General features: G+C 72.8%; 6 protein-coding genes. 3 read left to right on the forward strand and 3 right to left on the reverse strand.

Annotated features, from left to right (window positions below):
- Window positions 1–46 precede the first annotated feature (46 nt).
- The 3 genes from ACEN96_RS11390 (at window position 47) to ACEN96_RS11400 (ending at window position 4814) form a co-directional block, all read left to right on the forward strand.
- A complete protein-coding gene (locus ACEN96_RS11390) occupies window positions 47–937 on the forward strand; it encodes a sialate O-acetylesterase (protein WP_495588123.1) in 891 nt (296 codons plus the stop codon).
- 200 nt (window positions 938–1137) lie between these two features.
- Entirely contained in the window at window positions 1138–3033 is a 1896-nt protein-coding gene (locus ACEN96_RS11395; RefSeq protein ID WP_495588124.1) for an aspartyl protease family protein, read from the forward strand.
- Window positions 3030–4814 (forward strand): aspartyl protease family protein, encoded by a 1785-nt coding sequence (locus tag ACEN96_RS11400; protein WP_495588125.1) that lies wholly within the window; start codon window positions 3030–3032, stop codon window positions 4812–4814. Before ACEN96_RS11395 ends, ACEN96_RS11400 begins: the two co-directional genes overlap by 4 nt.
- 16 nt (window positions 4815–4830) lie before the next feature.
- Here the strand turns inward: ACEN96_RS11400 and ACEN96_RS11405 are convergent, their stop codons facing one another.
- From ACEN96_RS11405 to ACEN96_RS11415, 3 genes are all read right to left on the reverse strand, one after another.
- A complete protein-coding gene (locus tag ACEN96_RS11405) occupies window positions 4831–5394 on the reverse strand; it encodes a hypothetical protein (RefSeq protein ID WP_495588126.1) in 564 nt (187 codons plus the stop codon).
- Between the two features lie 121 nt (window positions 5395–5515).
- Window positions 5516–6004: a DUF1203 domain-containing protein gene (locus ACEN96_RS11410; RefSeq protein WP_495588127.1), complete on the reverse strand. Its 489-nt coding sequence runs from the start codon at window positions 6002–6004 to the stop codon at window positions 5516–5518.
- A 109-nt stretch (window positions 6005–6113) separates the two neighbouring features.
- Window positions 6114–14828, reverse strand: a complete 8715-nt coding sequence (locus ACEN96_RS11415) for a GH36-type glycosyl hydrolase domain-containing protein (RefSeq protein WP_495588128.1) — start codon at window positions 14826–14828, stop codon at window positions 6114–6116.
- Window positions 14829–14922 lie beyond the last annotated feature (94 nt).

Raw genomic sequence — 14922 nt, forward strand, 5'->3', positions numbered from 1 at the left:
GGACAATGCGCGCTCCCTGGACTCCGCCGCCGATCCGGCGCGCCCCATGACCGAAGAACGGAAGAACTCCCTGATCCCGCTGGCGATCGGCGCGGTGGCGCTGCTGACCTGCGGCGGCATGATCGCGGCCGGCGTGGCGATGCTGCGGCAGTCGCGCGGCGCGACGCCCGCCGACGACCTGGCGCGGCGCCTGGCGGCGATCCATGACATGCCGGTCACGGCGCCCGATTGCGGCGCGGTCTTCGGCGGGGAGCAGCCGGTGGTGGTGCTGGTGCTGGGCCAGTCGAACGCGGCGAACCATGCCGATCCGGTGCCGCCCTCGGCCGCGCCGGTGCCGCCGATGCCGGTGCTGCATCTGGGCGGCTGCGGCCTGTCGGGCGCGCCGGTGCCTGGGGCCACGGGCACGGGCGGCAGCCCCTGGCCGGCGGTGAACCAGGCGCTGGGCGGGCGCTGGCGCGGTCATCCGATCGTCTGGTCGGTGATCGCGGTCGAGGGCAGCTCCATCGCCGAATGGACCGCGCCGCAGAGCGCGCTGCGCGGCTACTGGCAGACGCAGCTCGACCGCATCAAGGGCACGCGCTGGCCGGTGGCGGCGGTGCTCTGGCAGCAGGGCGAGGCCGATGCCCGCGACCGCACCGCGATGGCCGACTACCGCGACGCGCTGGCCGCGCTGAAGGCGGGCATGGCGGCGCGCGGCGTCGACGTGCCATGGTGGATCGCGCGCTCGACCTGGTGTCCGCCGCACGACGGAGGCCAGATCCGCGAGGCGGTGCGGGAGCTGCTCGCCATTCCGGGCAGCGGATTCCGCGCGGGGCCGGACATGGACGTGCTCGGCGCGCCGCTGCGCAATGGCTGCCATTTCAACGTCGACGGCACGGCGCGTGCCGCGGCCCTGTGGGCGCAGATCCTGAAGCCGGCGGCGGACGGCAAGGACTGACCCTCTCCACGAGCGCGAGCGGACGACGCGGAAGACCAACGGTGAACGAGGATGAAGCCGGCCTCGACGCGTTGCTCCTCACGGCGCCTTGACACCGTTTCCCCCTTCGAAGGGGGATATTCCTGCCGTCGAAGGGCGTATCGTCCCGGGTCGCGAGGGGCGGCCCATCGCCCGCGCGACACATCCCGAGGGAGGGGCGATTGAACGCACGTCTGAAAGCACGCCTGAGTGCACGCCTGAACGCAGGTCTTCTGGCGCCGGTGCTGGCGCTGACCCTGGCCGCCATGGGCCAGGCGGCCCACGCGGCCGAGCCCGATCCGAACCGCTGCCGGATCGAGACCATGGACATTCCGGTGCGGCTGGTCGAGCACCGGCCGGTGGCCACCGTCAAGCTCAACGGCGTGGCGGTGCCGATGCTGGTGGACAGCGGCGCCTTCTACAGCTTCCTCAGCGAGGCCAGCGCGAAGCAGCTCGGCCTGCGCCTGCGGCCGGCGCCGTCCAACATGCGCGTCTACGGCATCACCGGCGCGATGGAGGCGCTGAAGGTGACCACGGTCAAGAGCGTCGTGCTGGAGAAGGCGGAGGTGCCGGGCGTCGAATTCCTGGTGGGCGGCAACGAGATCAACGCCGGGATCATGGGCGTGCTCGGCCGCAACTTCCTGTCGATCGCGGACACCGAGTACGACCTGGCGCACGGCGTGGTGCGGCTGGTCCTGCCCAAGGGCAATTGCGAGCGCACGCCGCTGGCCTACTGGGCGGGCGATGCGCCGGTCATCGAGACGCCGCTGATCGGCTACGGCAGCAACGACCGCGCGGTGCGGGTCGAGGTGCGCATCAACGGCCAGAAGACGACGGCCATCATGGACACCGGCGCGCCCACCTCGGTGCTGGGGCTGGGCTCGGCGCGCAAGGCCGGCATCGCCGAGGCGGACATGACCGCGGCGGGCCGCACCGGCGGCGCGGGCACCGACTTCACGCAGCAGTGGACGGCCAACGTGGAGACCTTCGAGATCGGCGGGGAGAAGGTCTCCAGGAACCGGATGCGGGTCAGCAACATGCGCGGCCTGGACGAGGACATGCTGCTGGGGCTGGACTATTTCCTGTCGCACCGGGTGTATGTGTCGCGGCTGCAGGGCAAGGTCTATGCGACCTGGAACGGCGGGCCCGTCTTCACCAAGGGCCAGCCGGTGGCGCAGGGCGACGACCTGCGCTATGCCGCCAAGGCGGAGCAGATCGCGGCGGACGACGCCGACGGCTTCGCGCGGCGCGGCAACGCGGCGCTGGTGGCGGGCAATCCGGCCGGCGCGCTGGAGGACCTGGACCGGGCGATCCAGCTGTCGCCGGCGGTGGCGGCGTACTTCGAATCGCGCGCGCGGGTGAGGCAGGCGCTGAAGCAGCCGAAGGCGGCACTGGCCGATCTGGACGAGGCGCTGCGGCTGGATCCGGCGATGGCGGCCGCGCGGCTGCGCCGGGTGTCGCTGCGCATGGCGGGCGGTGACCGGGAGGGCGCGGGCGCGGACCTCGCCGCGCTGGACGAGGCGCTGCCGCCGGGTTCCAACCTGCGCGCGCAGATGGCGGCGATCCATGCGCGGCGTGACGAGGCGCCGCAGGCGCTGCGCCAGTTCGAGCTCTGGATCGCGAGCCATTCCCGCGACGCGAGTCTGGCGTCCGTGTACGGGGAGCGCTGCTGGCTGCGGGCGCGGATGAACCTGGAGCCGGCGCGGGCCGTGGACGACTGCAAGGAGGCGGTGGACCTTGACGATGGGGAACCGGCGTACCGCTCGTTCCTTGGCTGGGCGTGGCTGCGGCAGGGCGATGCCGCGCGGGCGAGGAAGGCCTTCGATCAGGCGATCGAGCAGAAGCCGCAGGCCTGGGCCCTGTATGGGCGCGGGCTGGCGCTGACCCGGCTCGGCGATGCCGAGAAGGGGCGGATCGACTTCGAGGCCGCGCGCAAGCTGGTGCCGGCGATCGACGACGGCGTCAGGAAGGCGGGCTTCGCGTTCGACGACCTGCCCGCGCGCCCGGCGCGGCCGCAGGCAGTGGTCTCGGCAGTGGTCTCGGCGGCGGCCTCGGCGGCGTCGGGAGCGGGGCAATGAGCCGGTGGGCGCGGGGGTGGGGCGCGCTCGCGATCGTGACGGTCGCGGCCATTTCCGCGGCGGCGCAGGCCGCGCCGGCCTGCCGGCTGCGGCCGGTCGAGATGCCGGTGCGCATCGTCGGCTCGCGGCCCGTGGCGACGCTGACGCTGAATGGCGCGGAAGTGCCGATGCTGGTCGACAGCGGCGCCTTCTTCAGCATGCTGACGCCGTCGGTGGTCGACGAACTCAAGCTGGTGAAGGTCAGTCTGCCGTATGGCATGCGGGTGGAGGGCTACACCGGCGCGGTGTCGGCATCGATGACGAAGGTGGAGCGGGTGGGGCTGCTGGGCGCGCAGTTGCCCAACGTCGAGTTCATCGTCGGCGGCAGCGAGATTGGCGCCGGCATCAAGGGGATCATCGGCCGCAATCTGCTGGCGACGGCGGATACCGAATACGACCTGGCCCACGGCATGGTGCGGCTGGTCTTCCCGCAAGGCGACTGCGAGAAGGTGGACATGGCGTACTGGGCGCCGAAGGAGACGCCGGTGGTGATCCTGCCGCTGGACAACCTGGGCGAGCAAGAGGCCAACGCGATCCGGGTGCGCGCCAAGGTCAACGGCCATGGGATGGACGCGCTGCTGGACACCGGCGCGCCGCAGACCTCGATGACGCTGCGCGCGGCGAAATGGTCGGGCCTCAAGCAGGAGGACCTCAAGGAGGTCGGCCGCACGGGCGGTCTCGGACAGCAGCTGGTGACGACCTACGAAGGGCGGATCGACAAGGTCGAGATGGGCGGCGAGGTGGTGCGCAACAACGTACTGCGGATCGACGACGTGTACGACGGCGACGACATGCTGGTGGGGCTGGACTACTTCCTGTCGCACCGGATCTACGTCTCGGCGCTGCAGCGCAAGGTGTACATCACGTGGAACGGCGGACCGGTCTTCGCGCAGGGTACGGACCGCGCGGGCAGCTATGACCGGCGCTTCGCGGCGCTGCCGCCGGAGGTGTCCTCGGAGGACGCCGATGCCCTGGCGCGCCGCGGCGCGGCGGCCCTGGCGGCCGGCGACAAGGCGCGCGCGCTGGAGGACCTGGACCGGGCGATCGCGCTGGCGCCGAAGGAGGCGCGGTACCGCGAGTCGCGGGCCCGGATCCGTCTGGCCTTGGGAGATCAGCGGCGTGAGGCGCTGGCGGATCTCGATGAGGCGCTGCAGCGGGATCCGGCGCTGGACGAGGCGCGCGCCTTGCGCGTGTCGCAGCGCTTGGCAGCGGAGGATCGCGACGGTGCGCTCGCCGACCTGAAGGCGCTGGACGAGCGGCTGCCGCCGTCGTCGCACCTGCGGGCCGACCTGGGGCGCTGGTACGTGGCGCTGTCGCAATGGCCCGAGGCGTTGCGGCAATGGAAGCTCTGGATCGATGCGCATCCGAAGGACCTGCGGCTGGCGGGGATGTTGAACGCGCGCTGCCGGCTGCGTGCGCGGCTGGGCGAGGACCTGCCGGCGGCGGTCGACGACTGCGAGCGGGCGATGCAGATCGATCCGTCGATCGTGGACTACCGGGTCAGCCTCGGCTGGGTCTACCTGAGGATGGGCGAGGCCGCGCAGGCGAGAAAGGCCTTCGACCGGGCCAACGACGAGGTGCCGCACGCGGTGGCGCTGTACGGCCGGGGACTGGCGGACTTGAAGCTCGGCCGCAAGGCTCAGGCGCAGTACGATCTGACCCAGGCGCGCAAGCTGATGCCGGAGGTCGACGACCACCTGGCGAAAGAAGGACTGGAGACGGCGCCGGCGGGCGCGTTGTAGGCCGCCGGGGCGGACGTCAGTCCGCGCGATGCGACCGGCGCTTCATCGCGTCGACCGCTCGCCTGAACTCTTCCGCGCGTTCGGGCTCCCACCTCATTGCGTGGCGCAGCACGGCTTCGGCCTGTTCCTCGCGGCCATGGGTGCGGAGGATGCGCGCGGCCTCCATCGGGTCGAGCGCGTGGGGATCGAACACCACCTTCCCCGTCAGTGAGCGACGCACGCTGATGGCGATGCCAATGAGGGCCAGGCCCAGCGGAATGCCGAACAACAGCCGCTCGGTCGGCGGCAACGGACCATCCAGGACGAACCACGTCATCGGCGCGATGAAAGCCACGCCACCGACGACGCTGAAGAACGGCCGCCACGGCCGGCCCAGGCGGCGAAAGGCCACCAGCGGCGCCGTGGCCATGAAGGACAGGCCGATGCTGGTGACCCACCAATGGTGGGGCGACGTGAACAAGGCGCGCCGCCGTCCAGGCAGCGGCGCATACGGCACCACGTCCACCGACAGCAGCACGATGTACAGGCCGATGGCGAAGAAGGCGAGGCTGGTCCAGCGGGGAATGGGACGGCGGCGCATAGGTTCAAAGACAGAGTCCGCCACGGATGTATCGAATCCGATACGTTGAAGCCGGAAAGTATCGAATCCGATACATAAAGGGTCAAACAGGTTTTGCGAGATCCGGACGCGGGCAGGGAGCCTACACCGACAAAGCCTCGTCGCCCCACCGCTCCACCCGCGCCGCGAAGCATCCGCGCTTGGCGTAATGCACCTGCAGGAAGGTCACCTCCGGCTGCGCGAACAGCTTCTGGATCAGCGGCTCGACGCGGTCGCCTTCGATGACGTCGGCATCGACCATCATGCCGGCCGCGTCGAAGGCGCGCACCGACAGCAGCCGGCCGCGCAGCGATTTCGGGATCTCGTTGACGCGGTCGAAGCGCTCGCCGCCTTGCTCGCGCAGGTAGATCGCGTGCGTGCCGCGATACGGCGTCGAGACGTCGAGGTAGACGTAGTTGAGCAGCAGCACCGTCTCGCCCGGCTCGGCGTCGTCGAGCGTGATGCGGTCCGGCGCGGAGCGAGGGCTGTCGATGCGCACGCGCAGCACGCCGCGCTCGCGCAGGGCGTCGTCGGAGAGTCCGAAGAGGGGACGGAACGGGGCGGGGTCGAGACCCAGGATGCGGAAGTCCATGTGAGCGCGGCGCAAAGGCCGTCGTGGTGAGTGATGGACCTCACGATAGGGAGCCTCGCGTCGCCCGTCGCGCCGTTTCCGGACATGGAATTGCAGCGCGCCGCGTCCCTCAAGAGCCGGCGCGCAGATCGCTCGCCGCACCGGCGCCCGTCGTCTCCGGCAGCGCCACCACCTCCGGCACGCTCACCACCACCAGCGCCTGGTCCGGCGACAGCGACGCCAGTTCGATCGACTCGTTGGCGTTCTCGCGCCGCGAGCCCGGCTCGCGCGCCAGCGCCGCCCGGCAGGCGGTCTCATTGGCGCAGACGATCACCCGCAGCCACTGCCCACCGCGCCGGATCCGCACCTCCGCCTGGTCCCAGTGCACCGGCAGGCAGGCGCGCACGCGCAGCCGGCCCTGCTCGACGACCACGCCGCAGATCGACTCCAGCGAGGCCCGCAGCAGCCAGCCCGCCGAGCCGCTGTACCAGCTCCATCCGCCGCGGCCCACCCAGGGCGCATGCGAGTAGATGTCGCCCGCCATCACGTAGGGCTCGATCGCGTACACCGGCCCCAGCCGCGGATCGGCCCAGCGGTGCGCGGGGCTCAGCCCGGTGTAGACCTGCCACATCGTGTCGCGCTGCCCCAGCCGCGCCAGCGCCATCAGCGCCCACACCGCCGCGTGGTTGTACTGGCCGCCGTTCTCGCGCACGCCCGGCGCGTACGACTGGATGTAGCCCGCGCTGGGCTGCGAGACCGCCAGCGGCGGATGCAGCAGCCGCGCCAGCTTCGCCACCGGATCGAGCAGTTGCGCGCAGGCGCTCGCCATCGCCTGCCGCGCATGCGCCGGATCGGCGGCGCCGGTCAGCACCGCCCAGCTCTGCGCGATGAGGTCGATGCGGCACTCCGCGTTGCGTGCCGATCCCAGCGGCGAACCGTCGTCGAAGAAGCCGCGCCGGTACCACTCGCCATCCCAGCCGGGCCCGTCGAGCGCCGCCACCCAGCCGTCGCGCGCCGCCTTCCAGCGCTGCACGCGCTCATGCTCGCCGCGCGCCGTGGCCACCGGCGCGAAGTCCTCGATCACCTGCGCCAGGAACCACGCCATCCAGATCGACTCGCCCCGGCCTTCGTGGCCGACGCGATTCATCCCGTCGTTCCAGTCGCCGGTGCCGAACAGCGGCAGCCCATGCGGGCCGCTGCCCAGGCTGCGGTCGATCGCCCGCGCCGCGTGCTCGTAGACCGTCGCCATCGGGCCGTCGGTGCGCGGGCTCTCGTAGATGTCCTCGGCGCCTTCCGGCACCTGCTGGCCGTCGAGGAAGGGCACTGCGTCGTCGAGCAGCGTCAGGTCGCCGGTCCGCGTCAGGTAATGCGCGAGCGCATACGGCAGCCACAGCCGGTCATCGGCGAAATGCGTGCGCACGCCGGCGCCACCGGGCTCGTGCCACCAGTGCTGCACGTCGCCTTCGGGGAACTGCCGCGCGGCATTGCGGCGGATCTGGTCCGCCAGCAGCTGCGGCGCGACGTCGGTCAGCGCCATCGCGTCCTGCAGCTGGTCGCGATAGCCGAACGCGCCGCCCGCCTGGTAGAAGCCCGCCCGCGCCCACATCCGGCAGACCAGCGTCTGATACGGCAGCCAGTGATTGGTCAGCGCGTCGAAGCGCGGATCCGGCGTCGCGACCTGCAGGCCGCCGAGCAGCTCCGGCCACTGGCGGCGCTGGCGATCGAGCCGCGCCGCCGGATCGACCGCCCAGGCCGCCTCCATCAGCGCATGCGTCGCTTCGGGTGACGGACCGTGGCCCAGCAGCACCGTCAGCATCGCGGGCTGCGCGCCGTCGAGCTCGATGCGCGCCGCCAGCGCCGCGCAGGCATCCAGCCCGCCGCCGCAGCGGCGGCTCAGCGCCTTGGGCAGCACCATGCGGCCGGCGCCGTCGAAGAACTCGCGCCGGTCGCAGGTCCAGTCCTGCTGATCGAGCCGCACGCGGGCCGGACCCGCGCCGCCCCGCACGTCAGGGCCTCCGGCGCCACCGGCGCGTCCGTCGGTCGGCTGACGCGGCCGGATGCACAGGGCCGCCGTCGCGTCGCCGAAGCCGCCCAGGTGATCGAGCTGCGTCGCCTGCAGCGTCAAGGCGCGCTCGGGCTGCGGCAGTCCCGCGCCCAGCTCGCCGACCGTCAGCCAGTCGGCGCGGGTCGCGACCGACAGGCGCTCGCTGCGCGCGCTGCCCAGTTGCCACTCCGCCAGCGCGACCAGCCGCAGCCGCCGGCGCGCGCGGCCGTCTTCCGCGGCGATCGACACCTGCACCTGCTTCAGCGCCGCATCGCGATCGACGCACCAGCAGAGCTCGACCGTCAGGTCGTCGATGCGCTGCCGGCTGCGCGAGTAGCCGATGCCATGCTCGATCGTGAGCGGCGCGTCGCGCCGCAGCTGCCGGCCGAGCGGCCAGACCCGGTCGTGATCGAGGTCATGCAGCAGCAGCCACTCGCCCGGCGGATCGAGCAGCGGATCGTTGGACCAGGGCGTGACCTGATGCATGCGGCTGTTGCCGGCCCAGGTGTAGCCGGCGCCGATCTCGGTGACCTGGCAGCCGAAGTCGCGGTTCGCGAGCACGTTGACCCAGGGCCGCGAGGGATGCCGCTCCGGCGAGACCTCGAACGAGAAGCCGCCGTGCGACGGATCGAAGCGGCCCTCCGGCGCGCGGGGCACCGCCTCCGGCAGCGGACGCTCGACGAGCGCGTGCGCCACCGGCAGCCGCGGCGCGTCGTTCGCGGGCGCGGTGTCCTCGATCCAGCGCTCGAGCTGCTGCGACAGCGCGCGCCCATCGGCCTGCAGCCGCATGCGCGTCAGCGTCTGCAGCGTGAAGCGTTCATCGGGCTGCAGATCGGCATCGCGCAGCACGTGCAGCGCGGAACACAGGTGGCCCGGCCGGCCTTGCGCCTGTCCCTGGAGCCGCGACTGCAGGGCCTGCAGCGCCTGCTGCACCGGCGCCTGATAGGACGCCGGCTCCTCGTTCAGCACGACGAGGTCGACGCCGACCGCATGCGTGGTCCACATCCGCAGCGCCTTCTTGAGCGCGCGGATCAGGTCGATGCCTTCCTCGCCGCTGACGGTGACGACAAGCAGCGGCCGGTCACCCGAGATGCCGAAGCGCCACAGCGCCCGGCGATCGCAACGCCCGCGCGGATCGCGCGGATCACGCGCATGCGCCGGGTCGCGCACCGCCTGCCCGGTCACCAGCGTGTTGAGCTGCAGCAGCGCGCCCCAGGTGGCCGTGTCGAACTGCAGCTCGCGCAGGCGGATGCCGCCCATCGTGTGCGACATCGACGCCGAGCGCTCCACGTGCGCCGGCTGGCGGTATTTGTCGACCAGCGCGGCGAGCAGGTCGGCGTCGCGCGACGCGGCCGTGCAGAAGGTCAGGCGCACCGAGGCGCCGGGCGCCAGGTCCAGTCCGACGCGCAGGCCGGCCACCGGATCGAGGCCGGTATCGAGCAGCCGGCCCGCTTCGCCGGCGGCGCCCAGGTCGGCCTCGTCATCGACGAAGGCCGGCCGCGCGTCGCCGACCGGGCGCGTCGAGCTGCCGTAGCGGCCCAGCCAGCGCGCGCGATCGGCGATGGGCAGCACCTCGCGCACGAGGTGGCCATCGGGCTGGCAGTCCGCCTCGCCATCGCGCCGCGGCGCCTTGCCGCAGGCCGCGCCGCCGTCGATGCCGGCGAGGAAGAACACCGCCCGCATCGCCGCCTCGTCGAACAGGCGCGGCTGGCGCCGCAGGTGCAGCGCATGACCGGCCTCGTCCCAGCGGGCCTGGATGAAGAGGTTGGAGAAGGCGGGGTGCGCCTCATCGCTGCGCTGCGGCGCCAGCGTGGCTTCGAAGCAGGACACGAGATCCAGCGCGAGCGGCCGGTCGCCGCGGTTGGTCAGCTCGACCTGGCGCAGTTCGCAATCGTCCTCGGGGCTGACCCACACCGTGGTGCAGCTGTGCAGGTCGGGCCAGCTGGCCTCGAACAGCACCCGCTCCGCCTGCATCCGCGCCGAGTACCGCGCGCGCGGATCGGGCGCCGGGCGGGCGGTGGTGCTGGCCCAGTCCTCCTCGCCCGCGCGCCGGATCAGCGTGAAGCTGCCGTGCTGGTCGCGCAGCAGGTCGTCGCGCCAGCGCGTGACCGCGATGCCCTCCCAGTTGCTGTAGCCGCCGCCATGGCTGCGCAGCACCACCGAGTAGCGCCCGTTGGTCAGCATGTGCGTCAGCGGCAGCGTCTCGGTCAGCGGCTCGCTCTCGCGCACCATGCGCGTCTTGCGGACCGGGCGCTTGCGCGGCAGCACCTGCGCCGCGGCGTCCGACAGCGGCGCCACTTCGCGCGGCGCGCGCTCGTGCAGCAGCGTCGCGACCGCCTTCATGTGCGGATCGCTCATCAGCCAGCGCCGCGGCGCCTCGTCCGCCAGCACATGGGTCAGTGCGGCGAAACCCATCGCCTGGTGGTGCGCCATGTAGGTCTGCACCAGCGTGTAGCCGGCGCCGGCGGTCTGGCGCTGCGGCGTGTAGTCGACCGCCTCGATGAAACCGAAGGCGCCGCGCGCCCCCAGCCGCTCCAGCGCCAGCAGGTTGGACACGACCCGCACCGGCGCCACGATCGCGGCCATCACCGTCGCATACGGCGCGAGCACGCGCTCGTCGACCGCCAGCCGCGCCAGCGCCAGCGACTGCACGCCCTGCGGGCCGTACTGGTAGGCGAGGGTGTGGTCCTGGCCGGCGATCGCCGATTCGGAGATGCCCCAGGGCGTGCCGCGGCCGCGCGCTTCCAGCCGCTGCTCGGCGACCGCCGTGCGGATCGCCCGCCCCAGCGCGCTGGCCGCGGGCTCGCGCAGCACCAGCGAGGGCATCAGGTACTCGAACATCGAGCCCGACCACGATTTCAGCCCCAGCGAGTCGCCCGCGCCGTCGCGCGAGAAGAAGGGCCGGCCCAGCGCGCGCCAGTGCTCGGGCGGCAGGTCGCCCTTGGCGATCGCGATCAGGCTGGTCAGCCGCGCCTCGCTGGCGAGCAGGTCGTAGTGGTTGTCGTCGAGCTGCTGCGCGTCGCCGCGCCAGCCGATGCGCAGCAACTGGCGCTCGGGATCGAAGAGCGGGCGGTAGTCGGCCTCGAGACCCAGCCGGCGCGCGCGGCGCGCGAGCTGCCGCAGCTGCTGCCGCGACTCGGAGAATGGCGCGCCATGATCGCGCCACCAGGACTCGAGCTGCGCGATGAGGTCACGCAGCAGCCAATGCGCCTGGGGCGCCTGACGCGTCTCGTCGCCGTCCGCGGCGGCCAGGGCGTCCAGCTCCGCCTTCGCCGCCTCGACCCGTGCCCGCAGCACGGCCTGCAGTTCCTCCGCCCCGGCCTCGGCGTTCTCGGGAACCAGCAGCGCGGCCACCAGCGCGGCACCGGCGGGCAGGCGTCCATCATTCGCGAGCGGCGGCTGCAGCACGCGCAGCCGCTGCAGCGCCTTCGCGAGCGCCTGGCGCGGCGCCTGCGCGAGCTGCTCGGGCGTCATCTCGGCCGCCAGCTCGCAGGCCCGCGCGACGGTCAGCAGATGCGCCGAGCAGTTGCCGCTGTCCACCGCCGACACATAGCCCGGCGCCAGCACGACCAGCGATTCCGTGTCGTACCAGTTGTAGAAGTGGCCCTGCCAGCGCGGCAGGCGCTCCAGCGTGTCCAGCGTCGCGGCGAGCCGCTCCGTCATCGTGACCAGACCGATGAAGCCGAGTTCCCGCGCGCAGGCCACCGTCAGCAGGTACATGCCGATGTTGGTCGGCGAGGTGCGGTGCGCCACCAGCAGGTGCGGCGTGAGCTGGACGTTGTCGGGCGGCAGGTGGTTGTCGGCGGCGCCGACATGCGTGTCGTAGAAGCGCCAGGTGTCGCGGGCCAGTCCCCACAGGTAGTCGCGGCCCTGCGGGTCGAGGCTGGCCTCGCGCTGGAGCAGGGGCATGCGCGGGGCGCTCGCCCACCAGATCCACAGCGGCGACAGCGCCCAGACGGCCAGCAGGAAGACCGCCGCGGCGCCGTCGACCGGCGCGCCCGACAGCGCCGCCATCGCCAGCAGGCCGCCCAGCACGGCCGCCGCGATCGGCACCCGCAGGTGCTGCGCGGCCAGCGCGGGCAGCTCGCGCCGCGCTGCGGCCTGCGCGGCGGCGGCGGTGGTCCATTCGAGCAGGTGGCGGCGCGAGACCCACTGGCGCCACAGCGCGCGTCCGATCGCGTCGAGGTAGAGCAGCGACAGATGCAGCAGCAGCGCGACATGCCAGGCCGCCAGACCGAGCGCGCGGCGCAGGTCGTGGCCGGTCTCGCGGTAGAAGTGGCGCCGCGCCAGGCCGTCGCGGCCGGGCACCAGTCCGGCCAGCGCGCCCACCAGCGGCCCGATCGCGAAGGCGCCCGCCACCACCAGCAGCGTCAGCCCGAAGGGCAGCACGCCGGTGCCCAGCACCAGCAGCATCAGGCCCAGCGCCATCGGCGCGACCAGGGAGCGGCGCAGGTTGTCGATCAGCTTCCAGCGGTTGATCGGCGCAATGCCGTAACGGCCCGCGCGGGCGATGAAGGGCAGCAGCTGCCAGTCGCCGCGCGTCCAGCGGTGCAGCCGCGCATGCGCGACGTCGGCATGCATCGGCGAGTCCTCCACCAGCGTGATGTCGGAGACGCCGGCGCAGCGCGCCAGGCCGCCTTCCAGCAGGTCGTGGCTGAGCACCTGGCCCTCGGGCAGCCGCGCGTCGAGCACCGCGTGGCAGGCGCGCACGTCGAGCAGGCCCTTGCCGGTGAAGCTGCCCTCGCCGAACAGGTCCTGGAAGATCTCGGAACTGACGGCGCTGTAGGGATCGATGCCGAACTGGCCGACGAAGAGGCGGTGATAAGGCGTGCTCTCCTGGTCATCGGGCATGGGCGCGAGCACGCGCGGCTGCAGGATGGCGTAGCCCTCGACGACGCGGCGGCGCGCCAGGTCCACGCGCGGCCGGTTCATCGGATGCGCGGCGGTGCCGACCAGCGCGCGCAGGCGGCCCGGCGGCATGTCGGTGTCGGCGTCCAGCGTGATCAGGTGGCGCACGCCGGCGGCCGGGCGCGACATCGCGCCGAAGTCGGAGAACGGCGAGGTGAAGGCCGGCGACGCGAGCTGCCGCAGCAGCAGCTCGAGCTTGCCGCGCTTGCGCTCCCAGCCGATCCAGCGGCGCTCCGTCGGCGACCATTCGCGCGGCCGATGCAGCAACAGGAAGCGCGGGCTGCCATCGGCCAGCGGGCCGTGGCGCTCGTTGAGCGCGGCGATCGCGTCCGCGGCGGTGACCACGATCATGGTGTCGCCGCTCTGGTGTTCCTCGTAGGCATCGGCGTGATCGCTCAGCAGCGCGAACTGCACGAGCCGCTCGGGATTGGCGAGGTGGTGCTGCTCGAGCTGCGCCACCAGCGGCGCGACGGCCTCCTCGCGCGGCAGCAGCACCGGCATGACGACGAGGGTGCGCTCGGCGTCGGGGATGCCGGCGGAGAAGTCCAGGCGCGGCAGCCGGCAAGGGCGGGCGAGCTCGCTGATCCAGCGGTTGGTGAGCGCGACGACGGCCTCGCCGATCGGTCCGGCCGCCAGGATCGCGGTCAGCCACCACAGCCAGGGCGGCACGTCGGCGCGCGCCTCGCTCATCAGCCAGTACAGCCCCAGCAGGCCCAGCAGCCCGAGTCCGCCGAGGTAGGCGACGGCCGCCCAGCGCTGGCCCGGCGCGGTGTCCAGCGGCGGCCAGCGCCGCTCGCGCATGCCCAGCTCCGCCAGCAGCGTGGGCCGGCCGACGCCGCGCCACCAGTAGATCGGCGCGGCGCGGCGGTCGGGCTCGCCGTCCTCGGGCGGGCCGGCGCGCTGCGTCAGCGCCAGCAGCTGGCGCGCGATCTCGAGTTCCGTCCGCGCGCACTTGCGCGCCAGGCGTTCGATCTCATGCAGCGTCAGGTCCTGCGTGTCCGGCGCCTCGGCGGCGAAGACCGGCGATTCGCCCAGCGTCTGCATCACCGGGCTCACCGACTGGATCAGGCGCCGCCAGTCGGTCTGGTCGATGCGCCGCAGCGCGGTGATCGCGTTGCGGATGCTCTGCAGGTCCTTGATCGACTCGTCCTGCTGCCGGGCCAGCGTCTGCGCCGGCGCCGGCAAGCGGGTGCTCAGCCACGCGGCGAGCTCGCCCGACAGCGGCTGCGGCAGTTCCTCCAGCCGGTGGTCCAGTTGCAGCCAGAAGGCCTCGACCACGCCGCGTTCCTTCATGCGGGGCTCGAGCGCGGTGATCGCGTCCAGGCCGGTGTCGGCGGGATGGCCGTCGTACCAGTGATGCACGACGTCGCGCGCCGCCTGCAGCGTCGCGAAGCGCTCGGCCAGGCGGCGCAGGTTCTCGACCAGCACGACGCGCAGCGTCGTCGGGAGCGCCCAGAGCTCGGCGAGCGAGAGCGGGCGTTCCTCCTGGTAGGCGCGCAGGTAGGGGCCGAGCAGGCCGGCGTCGAAGTTGCCGTCGGTGTGCGCCACCCAGGCCCAGGCGATGCCGTAGATGCGGGGCAGGCCGGCGAGCGGCTCGTCGCGCAGGCGCGGCAGCAGCCGGAAGAAGCCGCGCGGCAGGCCGCGGCGGACCTGGTGGGTCTGCTCGTCGATCAGCGCGGCGTTGTCGAGCAGCCATTTGCCGGCCGCGCCGAGGTGGCGGAAATCGCGATGGCGCTTCTCGATCAGGCGGCGCGTCTGTTGCAGCATCGCGACGTTGTCGTCGAGCCGCGGGAAGAACTGACCCGCGCCGGCGGTGCCCTGGACCGCCTGGGCCTGCGCGAGGCTGCGCCCATGCTGTTCGAAGCGCGCCAGCCCGAACAGCACGGCCCGCACGGGCGGCTCGATCGGGCCCAGCGCCGGATTCAGCAGCGCAAGTTCTTCCGCAATTTCAGGGGGAGGCTCCGGGGCGGCGTCTACCTTTTGGGCC

The sequence above is a fragment of the Roseateles sp. Mitsp63 genome (assembly GCF_059491535.1).

Bases quoted from the DNA above. Each gene is read 5' to 3' on its own strand.
- ACEN96_RS11390 (WP_495588123.1), top strand. From the start codon at position 47: ATGACCGAAGAACGGAAGAACTCCCTGATCCCGCTGGCGATCGGCGCG.
- ACEN96_RS11400 (WP_495588125.1), top strand. From the start codon at position 3,030: ATGAGCCGGTGGGCGCGGGGGTGGGGCGCGCTCGCGATCGTGACGGTC.
- ACEN96_RS11405 (WP_495588126.1), bottom strand. From the start codon at position 5,394: ATGCGCCGCCGTCCCATTCCCCGCTGGACCAGCCTCGCCTTCTTCGCC.
- ACEN96_RS11410 (WP_495588127.1), bottom strand. From the start codon at position 6,004: ATGGACTTCCGCATCCTGGGTCTCGACCCCGCCCCGTTCCGTCCCCTC.